This window comes from Legionella donaldsonii, assembly GCF_900452385.1.
Taxonomy (GTDB): Bacteria; Pseudomonadota; Gammaproteobacteria; order Legionellales; family Legionellaceae; genus Tatlockia; species Tatlockia donaldsonii.
This window is the reverse complement of the sequence record NZ_UGOA01000001.1, coordinates 2,974,789-2,987,536: the sequence shown is the minus strand read 5'-3', so window position 1 is coordinate 2,987,536 and position 12,748 is coordinate 2,974,789. Positions and strand designations below refer to the sequence as shown.

The window sequence follows — 12,748 nt, the reverse complement described above, 5'->3', positions numbered from 1 at the left end:
CGAGTATAAATCATTTAGATTAAGGTTATCTTATGCTTTAGAAGCAATTAGAAGACTAACCCTTTACTATTATCTTCCTGTTTTGTACTCGAAAAAATATTATTTATCAAAGCATTAAAAAATCCATAGACGCAGTTCGTGTTGCTAACACTGCTCACCTCGTCCACATCTATGCCAGTCTTTGACGCTTGCGTTAAATAAAACGCATGTCGTTTCATTTTTTCTTGGAATTCCGGAAAATCAATGACGTCTGCCATAGTCAGCCTGCATCCTGTCTCATCGAGATTCCCCGTTTCATGCAAATACTGTTTCAGTGCTTGCTTGTCATAAATTTTCCCTGCAGCAGTAAGGACCGGCTCTTTGATTAGCTTTTTACTAATAGGACATAAAAAGAGAGCTGGATTCGCACTGGGCGGGTTTGCATAAGCCAAATCACTTGCCTGACTGATCAATTGTTTCTTAATTTCTAAATAACTCGTTTGTCGTTCAGTAAAGATTTTTATAGCGTCCAACAAGCCAGGGAGCGGCTTTAAGTTAGATGCCTTTAAGGGCGCTCGATTCTGTGGATCGGTTGGATTCGTTGCCAATGCTTTTAAAATATTTTTTTTGTCATAGACATAGCCAGTTGGGGTATACACTGGCTCGGTCATTAATTGCAGGCTGATCGGGCAAATTAATGGTTGAGGCGCTGAGGCAGGATGTGCAGTCAATGCTTCATGCCTGGCTAGTTCCAGATAATTCTTTATCGATTGCGGAAGAGCACTACTAAAAAATACTGATAAGGGTGAGTTTGAAGCCATTTCATTCCTTCAGTTAGGTATACATTTGCTTAACTTAGAAAACGACTTAAGTCGTTAGCAGCAGGGTCTCCTCCAAGCCAAGCGAATCATTCAGAACAAGGCCGAGTTAGTTTGTTATAAAAATTACCACTCTATCTTACCTTAATTCACGGGAATTGGAAAGAAGTTAGTCAAATCGTGACCTGGGGAGCGTGATGGCATTTTTTGTACAGGATTAACCAAATGAGATAAAGGAAAAAATACAGCGGTCTATTTTTCTTCCGAGATAGTATCGCCTCGGCAAGCTTTGCTATGATGGGTTAACAGGTCGTGTTTGTTCAAGGAATGAAAATGTTTAAAAAAATTCTTGTAAGTAATCGCGGCGAAATTGCCCTTCGTATCGTGCGGGCTTGCAAGGAAATGAAAATTTCAGCAGTCACCATTCACAGTGAGGCAGATCGGTATGCCTTATATGTCAAGCGCGCCTCCCAATCGCATTGTTTAAGTACTAACCCTTTAGAAGCGTATTTGAATGGTCATCGCATTATAGAATGTGCCAAGGCGGCTGGCTGTGATGCGATTCATCCGGGCTATGGTTTTTTATCAGAAAATGCTGACTTTGCTGCAGCCTGTGAGCAGGCAGGGATTGTCTTTATTGGACCTTCCGCAGCTGTTATTGCGACGATGGGCTCAAAAGTAGCGGCCAGGAAGGCTATGATCAAAGCGAATATTCCTGTCATTCCGGGAAGTGAGGATAATTTAGCGTCAATTGAGGAAGCGATCGCCTGTGCTGAACAATTGGGGTATCCAGTTATGCTTAAAGCCACTTTTGGCGGAGGCGGTCGTGGGATTCGTTTATGTCACGATGCAAATCAAGTTCGCAATCAGTACGCGAGAGTACAGTCAGAGGCTGGAAAAGCGTTTGGTGATACTCATCTTTTTATGGAAAAATTTATCTCTAATCCACGTCATATTGAGGTACAAATTCTTGCCGATAACTACGGCAAAGTCCTGCATTTATTTGAACGAGATTGTTCTATCCAGCGTCGCCATCAGAAATTGGTTGAAGTTGCTCCCTCTCCTTTATTGGATGATAAAACGCGAGAAATTCTTTACGGGTATGCTGTCAGGGCAGCGACAGCGGTAGGGTATACTAATGCAGGGACAGTAGAATTCATTCTGGGTGAGGACAATCAACCCTATTTTTTAGAAATGAACACCCGCTTGCAAGTGGAACATCCCGTAACAGAACAAATAACCGGTATTGACTTGGTACAACAGCAAATTCTGATTGCTGCCGGAGAAAAATTACCGATGACGCAGGAACAAATTACGCGTCGCGGTTTTGCGATTGAATTTCGCATCAATGCTGAAGATCCGCAAAATGATTTTCTACCCAGTTTTGGGCGAATTACTCGTTATTACGCACCCGGTGGGCCAGGCGTTCGTACCGACAGTGCTATTTATACCGGCTATACTATTCCGCCGGATTATGATTCTCTATGCGCGAAGCTCACTGTGTGGAGTCTTGATTGGCCTTCCGTTTTGCGTCGAGCAGCAAGAGCATTGGAGGAAATGCGTTTATTTGGTGTGAAAACCACGATTCCCTACTATTTGGAGATGCTTAAGTCAGAAGCCTTTCAACAGGGGTTGCTGACGACAACCCTCATTGACAGGCATCCTGAGTGGTTACGTTATTCCAATAAATCCTTACCGCAACACAAGGCAGCGGTAATTGCAGCGGCCATTGCCACTCACAATCAAAACTAGCGGCTCCTTATAGAAAAAAGCAGGTCAACAAAATGCAGGGTTTGAAAGTCATTGGAGTCCGGATTAGGATGTTGACCGGCTCCAATGCGATATAATCTGTCGCTGCAGGCTTGTATTTTTTACACAGGATGGCTTTTCTAGTCTTGAACGCGTTCAAGGGAATAATTATCGATTAAACGGATATCCCCGATTAGTACAGCGGCAAAACGTCTATTTTGGTACTCCTCAAGGTATTCAACCAGAATGTTGTTGCTGCTCAATTCCGCCAAGAGAGCGTCACGAGATTTCTGTTGATGAAAAATTCGCGCAAATTTTTCGGCTTCCTGACGCTGGGTTTGATTGAGACGATTATTGCGTGAACTGTAAGCTAAACCACTTGCTTCACGAATAGTAGGGCAGGCTTTGATCGCTACATCCATAAAAAAAGCCTCCGCCATATCACGGATTAACAGGTATTGCTGATAGTCTTTCTCGCCAAAATAAGCACGCTGGGGTTTAACCAGATTGAGTAATTTCATTACTACAGTCAATACACCATTGAAATGTCCCGGTCGATGTTTTCCCTCCATCAATTGGCAAAGCGTGGTTTCCTGCAATTGATAGCGATAATTATCAGCATATATCTCTTGTTCGGAAGGAATTAAACAATAATTAACCCCCGCCTCTGCTAATAAATCAAGATCGGCTTCCAGAGTGCGGGGATAATGGATGAAATCATCGGGACGATTAAATTGCGTAGGATTAACAAACAAACTGGCGACGGTGTAATTATTTTCTTGTTTACTAGCGGCAAATAAAGAGGCATGGCCCGCGTGTAAATTTCCCATAGTAGGAACAAAGCCAATGGAATTAGTCGTCGGAAGGGAACGACGAATGGCTAGCCATTCGTCAAGATGGTTGAAAATCTGCATGAAATACTCCTAAAAACAAATGAGGTATCCGATTTGTTTGCTTATTCTTGAGTGGGCTCCCACGTAGTGAGAGCGTTCTTGTTAAAAAGCATGTTCGACGGCTGGAAATTGAGCCTGCTGAACTTCCTGGACGTAGGCATTAATTGCAGTCAACATCATCGTTTTAATTTGCGCATACTGCTTTAAGAATTTAGGTCTAAATTCCGTTTGCAGGCCAAGCAAATCATGCCAAACCAAGACTTGGCCATCGGTATGGACGCCGGCGCCTATCCCGATTGTAGGAATTGTGAGGGATTGGGTAATTGCTTGGGCTACTTGTTGGGGAACGCATTCAATGACAAGCGCAGAACAACCTGCTTTTTCTAGCTCGGCAGCCTGTTGTAGTAAATCAGCTGCTTGCTTGGTTTCTTTACCTTGTACTTTATAGCCCCCAAGTTGATGTATGGATTGCGGTGTTAAGCCAATATGACCTATAACAGGAATGCCGGAATCAACTAAATAAGCAATTGTTTGACAGGTATCTTGATCGCCGCCTTCAATTTTGATGGCATGGGCACCTGCCTGCATAAGTTGCCTGACATTGCTAATCGTTTCGGCACGGGAGAGACGATGGCTTAAAAAGGGCATATCGGCAATTAAAAATTGTCTCTTAAGGCCGCGTGCAACAGCTTGTGTATGCATGACCATCATTTCTATCGTTGCCATGATCGTTGTTTCGTAGCCGTGCACAGCCATAGCGACTGAATCACCGACCAACACACAATCAACATCGGATTCATTCACGGTACAGGCCGAAGGATAATCATAACAAGTGATTACACTGATCTTTTTTCCTTGCTGCTTTTTTGCTTTGAAATCTTGAATTTTCATGCCGCACTCCTTCGGTTGAAGGTAGGCGCAGAAAAAATAGAATAAACTAGAGATAACACTGGTACCTGTCGCATGGATCAAGTCCTCCATTGATTATGTTAAAGGCTGTTAACATGTCTACTATCTTGGTACTTATGCCTTGATTTTCTATCCTCGTCCCGCTGCGATGCTTGAAAATCAGGGTATAAGCACTCAAGCTAGCAAAATGTCGGCAGTCCTGTAAAAAGGGTCACCGCTTATCAAAATGACTAAGTCGATGCTTACAGGAGCTTGATTTTAAAGAACGCGCATGAAATTACAAGATGCGCTATGATTTACTTTTTAGTGATTCGGGTTTTTTTATGATTTTAGTGAACAAATTAAATACGATTGGAGAGCATCCTTTTGTTTTTTCCGGACAGGCTGGCCAATTAGAGGCGGTATTAACCATACCTCCTAATAGGCACGAATCTTATGTAGCGTTGTTGGGCCACCCGCACTCCTTGCAGGGCGGAACCATGAATAATAAAGTAGTGACAACTATGGCACGTGCATTTAAGGAAATAGGTATTCCCAGCCTTCGCTTTAATTTTCGTGGCGTAGGTCAATCAGAAGGACGTTATGATGCTGGTATTGGTGAAAGTCACGATATGCTCGCATTGATGCGTCTTTGGCAGCAGGAAAACCCAACGGCTCGTTTTTTATTAGCTGGATTTTCTTTTGGCTCCTATGTTGCCTATAGGGCGGCGGCACAAAGTGAACATGAGTTGCTGATTACTGTTGCGCCACCTGTGCACCATTACGACTACCGTGAATTTACAGCTTCACCGGAGCCCTGGTTAATTATGCAAGGTGATGAGGATGAAGTGGTGCCCTTGTCAGTGGTACTTGATTTTGCGGCACAATCAACACCCCCGCTAGCGGTTACCCGGTTTGCAGAAACAAGCCATTTCTTTCATGGTAAATTATTGGAGCTTAAAGATCAGCTCATTAAAGGGATTAGTCATGCAGGGCTGAAATTATGACTGTAATCAGCCAATATGAAGCGGCTATTGCCAGTGGCGATATCCAGGATGACTTGATGCAGCGTAAAGTTTTGCTGGCGATGCAACGGCTTGCAGAGGAACTACAACCTCCTAAGCGGACCTGGTTTCGCCGCCGACACAAACAAGCGATTAAAGGATTATATATTCACGGACCTGTCGGTGTGGGAAAGAGTTACTTAATGGATTTGTTTTATCAACAAATTGATGAGCGTAAGAAAGCACGCTTTCATTTTCACCATTTTATGCAGCAAATTGATGCTCAATTACGGCGTTTGCAAGGACAAAAAGATCCTTTACGTCGTATAGCGGCTGATTTTGCCAAGAGAACGCGGTTATTGTGTTTTGATGAATTTCTAGTCCATGATGTGGCGTACGCCATGATTCTTGCTGAATTACTCCAGGCTTTTTTTGCGCAGGGTATAATCCTGGTGGCAACCTCAAATACCTGTCCCGACGATTTATATTTAAATGGCGTGCAGCGAGCACGATTTTTACCGGCAATTGCCTTAATTAAATCACGTTGTGAGGTCATTAGCCTGGGGGAGAAAAAGGATTACCGCTTGGGGCGAGATCCTTTGCAGGAAGCCTATCTTTATCCACTTGGTGCCGCTACCGATAAGATTTTAAACGAGCAATTCACCGCAATTGAGCAAAATAGCGTATCGCAGGGTAATCTGACGGTACAAACCCGGGATATTCCTTTTGTTAAATGTGGTGAGCGGGCAATATGGTTTGATTTTAAAGTGATTTGTAATTTGCCGCGCAGTCAGTTGGATTATCTGGAAATTGCTGATCGGTTTGATACGGTTTTTGTTAGCGATATTCCCGTTTTAACAATCAATGATACCGTGTATGCAATTCTGCTGGTTCATTTTGTTGATGTGATGTATGACCGCGGTATTCGGCTAGTGATTTCTGCAGCAGTGCCGTTACCACAACTGTATGTGCAAGGTGAAATGAAGGATTCGTTTAAACGTACTTTAAGCCGTTTACAGGAAATGCAGTCAGTCGATTATGTCAGACGCCATCCTCGGCGCGAGGTGCAAAATTTGCTGACTAGTTCGCCTTTTAATCAGGAAAAGGAGACTGCTGGTCAAAGTAAGAAAGCTAAAAAATCGACTAAATAATTTAGGGGCTGTTGACTTTTCTACTATCCAGGCCCGAAAAGTATTGATTTCCTGTGCTTCGCTGCTCATCACTCCGTGTTTTTCGACTCAAGCGTGCACAAGGGACGATCATGGACGCTCGTAATGGTTATTTTTTTTCTAAAATGAGAATGATTCTCGATATCATTTGTGTTAAACTTTACTTCTATCTGTTTTTGAATTGGAATGATGCGAATTACTGAATTGGTAAAGGGTGATCATGTTCGTTTGGTTGATTTTGGCCAAACCGACGCCGTTTATAGACGTAAATTGTTATCTCTGGGCATTACCCGCGGTGTAGAGCTGGCGGTAATAAGAGTAGCCCCTTTGGGTTGTCCAATTCAAGTCGAAGTACGTGGTACCTCGTTAACCCTGCGAAAGGAAGAGGCTGGCGAGTTAATATGGGAGCGTTTATGACTCATATTTTGTTAGCCGGTAACCCTAATTGTGGTAAAACGACTTTATTTAATGCCTTGACTGGCGCTAATCAACGGGTAGGAAATTGGCCTGGTGTCACGGTTGAAAAAAAAACAGGCTCTTATATTTTATCGAATCAAACGATTGAAATTACCGATTTGCCTGGTGTGTACTCGTTAACGTCCTCAGCAAGTGGTTCTAGTCAAGATGAACAAATTGCAGCAAAAGCAATCGCTGATCTTGATACGGATCTCATTATTAATGTGGTGGATGCTTGCCATTTAGAACGTCATCTCTATCTCACCAGTCAAATCCTTGAGTTGGGTAAACCGGTCATTGTTGTCCTTAATATGATGGATATTGCCAGGCAACAAGGCATTAGTATCGATACAAAAGCATTAGCCCAGCAGTTAGGCTGTCCTGTAATTCCTATTCAGGCCCATAAAAAAATAGGCCTTGAGGGGTTGAATCAGGCCATTGATAACCTTCCTCCTGATAGCCAGGAATTATCATTAAATTTACCGCCTGTAGTGCAAGAGTCATTAACTCTTCTGGAACAGAAATTAATAGCACAGGGCTTTAATACCCGCCTGGCCAGCTATTATGCCCACAGGGTCTTGGAAGGTGATAATACGCTTTTATCGGATGACTTAGTCAATACGGTGATGATCTCTAAAGAAGATGAGCTGGATATTGTGTTCGCTGATGCGCGTTATCAAAAAATACATCAGATAGTTGCTTGTGTGCAGAAAAAGCGCAGTGATAGTAGTGAGCATTTCACAGCAAAGCTTGATCGCATTATTTTACATCGTTATTTTGCTTTGCCTCTATTTTTCGCGATGATGTATCTCATGTTTCTCTTTGCAATTAATGTGGGTGGCGCATTCCAGGATTTTTTTGATATCACCACGGATACTATTTTTGTTCAAGGGAGCGCCTGGCTGTTAGCACAAATGCATGCGCCAGATTGGCTTACGGCTTTAATTGCCGACGGAGTTGGCAAGGGTATTAATACGACCTTGACCTTTATCCCGGTTATTGCAGCAATGTTTTTCTTTTTATCCCTGTTAGAAGCCTCCGGCTATATGGCTCGAGCGGCTTTTGTTGTCGATAAGGCTATGCGAGCCTTGGGTTTGCCTGGGAAATCGTTTGTGCCCATGATTGTGGGCTTTGGCTGTAATGTTCCAGCCATCATGGCTGCACGCACACTCGATTCAGAAAGGGAGCGCTTATTGACCGTTTTGATGAGCCCCTTCATGTCCTGTAGTGCCCGTCTGGCTATTTATGCCGTTTTTGTTGCAGCCTTTTTCCCCACTGGGGGGCAAAATGTGGTGTTTTCTCTCTATTTGATTGGTATCTTAATGGCAGTGCTCACCGGTTTTGTATTGCGTCAAACCACTTTGGGCGGCAAGGCATCTCCATTGATTCTGGAATTGCCTGCTTATCATAAACCAGCGTTAAAGCGTCTGTTGAGAGAAACCTCTCTGCGCTTACGGTACTTTGTTATCCGCGCAGGTCGCTTAATTGTTCCTGTCTGTGTGGTTTTAGGTGGTTTGAATGCGTTGACTATACATGGTGGTATTAGCACAGGGGAAGCGAGTGCCCAGTCGGTGTTGTCTTTGCTAGGCAAATGGTTAACCCCCTTTTTTGCGCCAATGGGTCTGCAACAAGATAATTGGCCTGCTACGGTGGGTTTATTAACTGGTATGCTGGCGAAAGAAGTCGTTGTTGGTTCTTTGAATTCGCTTTATGCTCAACTTGGGCATATTGGCCAGGCCAGTGTCGCTCATTTTGATTTTTGGGCTTCATTACAAATGGCAGTCTGGTCGATTCCGCAGAATTTGGCGGATTTGGGACATGCGTTGCTAAATCCCATTGTTGCCAGTGCGCCAGATGGAGAAATGTCGCAGTCTGTTTATGGAATGATGGCTCAACGCTTTGATGGACAAGTGGGTGCTTATGCTTATTTGCTGTTTATTTTGCTTTATATTCCCTGTGTTTCAACAATGGCAGTGATTCGCCAGGAGGCCAGTCGCTCATTGATGTGGTTCTCCATTATCTGGTCTTTTGTTATTGCTTATACGATGGCGGTTTCGTTCTATCAGTTAGCAACGTTTTCGGTTCACCCGCAGCAATCAATCCTCTGGATTTTACTGATGTTGGTTTGTGTTGGACTTGCTGTGGGATTTTTATTTTACAAAAAATCGGCTTCTGGAGAGGCGCATGTTGCTTCAAATTCGTGACTATATACGCCGTATGCGCGTTGCCAGTAATCAACAAATAGCGCGGGAGTTTGGGCTTGATATTCAAGCATTGCAACCCATGCTGGAGCTCTGGCTACGAAAAGGCGTTATTGCCTGCTGCCAGGAAAAATCAGCTTGCCAAAGCCGTTGTTTTAAATGCAAAATTCAACCCCCGACCTATTATCAATGTCTTGAATAGTTCGAATAAACGCTTTTTTGTCACTTATTTTACATTTTCTTAAGCGTTTTGGCCGTGCTCCAGCCCTCATTTTGGGCTAAGATAGAGTTATAAAAATTGATAACCGGTACTAAGAATGTCTGATAATGAACAAAATTCTGAAGTTGATTTTTCAGAACTTGGAGCGGAAGTCCAAAGTAGAGTTAGAAGTGATTATGAGGATAATCCACTGGGGCGTGTGGAGGATGTTTACCAATTATGGTGGTATTGGGCTGATTTTGAATTAGCAGTTATTACGCCGACGATTGAGCCGATATCTCCGCCTGTCATCCTTAATCCCGAGCCTTTACCTGATTCCAATGAACTCGAATTTGTCTATCCAATTCATGATCATGGTTTTAAACTGGTTACTTCCAAGGGGCAGGAGATGTATTCTGCCGGTATGTCGATGTGTAAATTATTTTACACCATCGAAAAAATGATTTATTTGCTGGTTGAGCGATTAAAGACTGGCGGTATTGATGCTGAAACAGAGGTGCAGGTTGCTTTTGCTGGCCACGAGCTTGCACAGCGTAAGGCCTTTGAGTCGGTAATTAATTTGAATTTTAATGTTGTGGTCACCAATTTTGATCCTGGACTTTGGGGCGAGCGTTATCTGCAAATAGTAAAACGACTTGCTGATAAGGGCTATGGTTATCCCACAGAGGCACCGCGCGATAGCTTCCGTCAGTCACATGGCGCAGCATCAGTGAAACCTCGTTAAACGCGAAGGGCGTTTTGGGGATTTACTCGTATCATCCAAATTGATCGTCTGAAATTAATTCAGTTTTTGTCCAGCATAAAACGAATGTTTTTGGGTTTTGCCGCATGATCAAGCCGCTTAGGACTGCGGGGATTAATAGCATGAGGCGCATGAGGGCCTGTAATAAGCCGGGCTTGCCTTGCTCGGTGATAATCGTTAAACGCCAGGCACGCATCCCAATCGTTTTTCCCCCACCACAAATGGACAGTAAATAATAAATTAAAAAAATTGCCAGGAGACTGAATTGATACCAGCGTGAGGCGGGAGGAATGGCTACACCATGGTTGGCACAAAGGCAAACAGCGGTAAAGGCAAAAAACAAAGCGAGTAGAATAAATCCATCATAAAGCTGGGCCGCTAAATATTTAAATAACAACATGCTTTTTCCTTTAAGGTGGTTCACTCATGGCCTTTTTGCCGAGGGCTACTTGCTCGAGGCAGTCAATATAAATTTGACTTAGATCAAGACCTGAATAAGCGTTTTTTTTAAGAGTATCCCAATGTCCCTCTTCATAAGCAACGACTGTTGCAAGCAACTCTCCCAAAGGGCCTTTATGGGCAGTCAAGGCTAATTTGATTTCGTCTGTCAGGGTAATTTTATCGACAAGATTACTCATAGGGCTATCCATTAAGCTATCTAATACTGAAAGTAAACCAGTAGTATAGGCACTTTGCGGGCAAAGGTTAGCCTGTGTTTCAGCCAGTTTTTGCGCCATGTGTGCCCGGATTAACCCTGATTCAACAAGCTCCATTGGTTTTTGGGAGATATTGGTCATTGATATCACCATTACCCAGTTTTTTAAATTTGCAATGCCTAGCCGCACAACAGCTTGTTCAATCGATTCAATAGCCTGGAAACCAGAAAAGGCAGCGGAGTTTACTACTTTTAACAGTTGATAGCTTAACACCGGATCGGTTTGAATTAACTCCACGATCGTTTCTATGTCAGTCTCTGCTTGCTGCAATTTACTGATTAACTCCAAGAGATTAAATTTATTCGCTGCAATTTCAGTATTTTCCGTTTTTTGGGCCTGGAAGAGAAAATTGCCGCAATAGTAGTCCATTGCCATGGTCTTACAGTGTTCAAAATTCATATATTCACTAAGTCCATAGGCAATCACTTTACGTTGCCGATCTTGGCTGAATTTCACTACCTTAGTCAGGTTAGCTGTTTGCATCAAATGTTCACTGAGGGCAATGTATTCGGCAAAATTCAGCCAAGCCAGCTGTTCAGGCTTATCAATCACCAGGGCAAATGTGGATTTTGATGTTTCTAGTTCTGCCCGCGGACAAATGGTATCAATATCGATAGCCGCGAGTTTTAAAATAATGGGATTGGCAAAGGGAGGCTTTGCCTGCTCAATTAAGAATTTAAACGTATAGGGGATAAACACCAGTAGATTTTTCTCTGTATTTGCAAGTAGGGTTGTAAAATGCTCCAATAAATGTTCATGTTCCTTTGCTTGCTGATTAGCGATAATATCCACAGCCACACATTCTAATTGCTGATTATAAATGGGGCGCTTGATGAGCATGGCCATGATCCCTATAAGCCGTGTAATAAAAGCATAGTATGAGTATAGCGAGATAGCGAAAAAGAGGTTGCAGAACAACGGTATGCTGCGTACCGGGGCAGAGTCTTTTTTTATGCAGCGCTTGCCCTTCTTTGACTGTTGACTATCAAGCAATATGTGTAAAAATAAGCTTATTGATACTTATAATAGTCATTTAATTTACCTTCGTGAGCTTGAACTTTGCGCTAAAAAAACAGAGTGGTATACTGCGCACGTTTTCAATTTTGAGTGGGCTGCGTGATTTTGCTCAGGGGCTGATTATGGGCTTATTTATGCTATATTTATAAACGTTTTTCTCTTAAGGAAGATTTTTACAGTGAACCAAAAAAGACCAGTAAATCTTGATTTGGCGACGATGAAATTTCCAGCAATGGCAATTGCCTCGATTTTACATCGTATATCCGGGTTGGTATTGTTTCTCTTGTTGCCATTCATGCTCTATTTTCTTAGCATGTCGCTCAACAGTGCTGAAACGTTCTCCGAGTTGCATAATCTGCTTGCCAGCCCTTTTAATAAGCTTCTATTATGGGCTTTTAGTGCCGCATTAGTTTACCATTTGCTTGCAGGTATCCGTCATTTGCTTATGGATTTAGGCTGGGGTGAGGATGTTAGTGCAGGTCGTCACAGCGCTATCTTTGTTATTGTTTTGGCTGTAATTCTGACAATTTTTCTAGGAATCTGGATATGGTAACCAATGTAACAAGCTTAACTGGTAATGGTTTAAAAGATTGGTTAATTCAGCGGGTAACAGCAGTTTATTTTGCTGCTTATTCTCTGTTTTTACTAGGTTATTTGCTTTTGCATCCACAGCTCAGTTATGACCAATGGGCTACTCTGTTTCATTGTATCTGGTTTCAGATGGCTAGCATCATTGCTTTGTTTGCACTGAGTTTGCATGCCTGGATAGGCATCTGGACTGTAACCACTGATTATATGAAATGTACGGCTCTGAGGCTTACAATTCAGATGCTGGTTGTCATGTGGCTGCTAGGTCAGTTTATTTGGGGCTTAATGATTGTGTGGGGGCGATAAGC

14 protein-coding genes are annotated in these 12,748 nt (G+C 42.9%); 9 read left to right on the top strand and 5 right to left on the bottom strand.

The features are described from left to right. Positions 1-47: 47 nt before the first annotated feature. The gene (locus DYC89_RS13600) at positions 48-800 is read right to left on the bottom strand and encodes a U-box domain-containing protein (protein WP_115222275.1); all 753 of its coding nucleotides are present in this window, start codon (positions 798-800) and stop codon (positions 48-50) included. Positions 801-1,130: 330 nt separating this feature from the next. Here DYC89_RS13600 and DYC89_RS13595 point away from each other — a divergent pair, with 330 nt between their 5' ends. After that, positions 1,131-2,549: an acetyl-CoA carboxylase biotin carboxylase subunit gene (locus DYC89_RS13595; protein WP_115222274.1), complete on the top strand. Its 1,419-nt coding sequence runs from the start codon at positions 1,131-1,133 to the stop codon at positions 2,547-2,549. A gap of 137 nt (positions 2,550-2,686) precedes the next feature. Here the strand turns inward: DYC89_RS13595 and panC are convergent, their stop codons facing one another. Beyond that, positions 2,687-3,460, bottom strand: coding sequence for a pantoate--beta-alanine ligase (gene panC, locus DYC89_RS13590; RefSeq protein ID WP_115222273.1), 774 nt, complete (start codon positions 3,458-3,460; stop codon positions 2,687-2,689). Positions 3,461-3,541: 81 nt separating this feature from the next. After that, positions 3,542-4,330, bottom strand: a complete 789-nt coding sequence (panB, locus tag DYC89_RS13585) for a 3-methyl-2-oxobutanoate hydroxymethyltransferase (RefSeq protein WP_115222272.1) — start codon at positions 4,328-4,330, stop codon at positions 3,542-3,544. A gap of 341 nt (positions 4,331-4,671) precedes the next feature. Between panB and DYC89_RS13580 the strand changes: the two genes are divergently transcribed. From DYC89_RS13580 to DYC89_RS13555, 6 genes are all read left to right on the top strand, one after another. Next, entirely contained in the window at positions 4,672-5,334 is a 663-nt protein-coding gene (locus tag DYC89_RS13580) for an alpha/beta hydrolase (RefSeq protein WP_115222773.1), read from the top strand. Then, positions 5,331-6,482 (top strand): cell division protein ZapE, encoded by a 1,152-nt coding sequence (gene zapE / locus DYC89_RS13575; RefSeq protein ID WP_115222271.1) that lies wholly within the window; start codon positions 5,331-5,333, stop codon positions 6,480-6,482. Before DYC89_RS13580 ends, zapE begins: the two co-directional genes overlap by 4 nt. Before the next feature lie 207 nt (positions 6,483-6,689). Next, the gene (locus DYC89_RS13570; protein WP_112854864.1) at positions 6,690-6,917 is read left to right on the top strand and encodes a FeoA family protein; all 228 of its coding nucleotides are present in this window, start codon (positions 6,690-6,692) and stop codon (positions 6,915-6,917) included. After that, the gene (feoB, locus tag DYC89_RS13565; protein WP_115222270.1) at positions 6,914-9,160 is read left to right on the top strand and encodes a Fe(2+) transporter permease subunit FeoB; all 2,247 of its coding nucleotides are present in this window, start codon (positions 6,914-6,916) and stop codon (positions 9,158-9,160) included. Before DYC89_RS13570 ends, feoB begins: the two co-directional genes overlap by 4 nt. After that, positions 9,141-9,359, top strand: coding sequence for a FeoC-like transcriptional regulator (locus DYC89_RS13560; protein WP_115222269.1), 219 nt, complete (start codon positions 9,141-9,143; stop codon positions 9,357-9,359). Before feoB ends, DYC89_RS13560 begins: the two co-directional genes overlap by 20 nt. 115 nt (positions 9,360-9,474) lie before the next feature. Next, positions 9,475-10,101, top strand: coding sequence for a virulence factor (locus DYC89_RS13555; RefSeq protein ID WP_115222268.1), 627 nt, complete (start codon positions 9,475-9,477; stop codon positions 10,099-10,101). Between the two features lie 31 nt (positions 10,102-10,132). Here the strand turns inward: DYC89_RS13555 and DYC89_RS13550 are convergent, their stop codons facing one another. Together DYC89_RS13550 and DYC89_RS13545 are read right to left on the bottom strand one after the other, a co-directional pair. Beyond that, the gene (locus tag DYC89_RS13550; RefSeq protein WP_115222267.1) at positions 10,133-10,519 is read right to left on the bottom strand and encodes an RDD family protein; all 387 of its coding nucleotides are present in this window, start codon (positions 10,517-10,519) and stop codon (positions 10,133-10,135) included. Positions 10,520-10,529: 10 nt separating this feature from the next. Further along, entirely contained in the window at positions 10,530-11,675 is a 1,146-nt protein-coding gene (locus DYC89_RS13545) for an EAL and HDOD domain-containing protein (RefSeq protein WP_115222266.1), read from the bottom strand. 355 nt (positions 11,676-12,030) lie between these two features. Between DYC89_RS13545 and sdhC the strand changes: the two genes are divergently transcribed. Together sdhC and sdhD are read left to right on the top strand one after the other, a co-directional pair. Next, a complete protein-coding gene (sdhC, locus tag DYC89_RS13540) occupies positions 12,031-12,405 on the top strand; it encodes a succinate dehydrogenase, cytochrome b556 subunit (RefSeq protein WP_181879408.1) in 375 nt (124 codons plus the stop codon). Next, positions 12,399-12,746: a succinate dehydrogenase, hydrophobic membrane anchor protein gene (gene sdhD / locus DYC89_RS13535; protein WP_115222265.1), complete on the top strand. Its 348-nt coding sequence runs from the start codon at positions 12,399-12,401 to the stop codon at positions 12,744-12,746. The genes sdhC and sdhD overlap by 7 nt, the downstream gene beginning before the upstream one ends. The last annotated feature ends 2 nt before the right edge of the window (positions 12,747-12,748 follow it).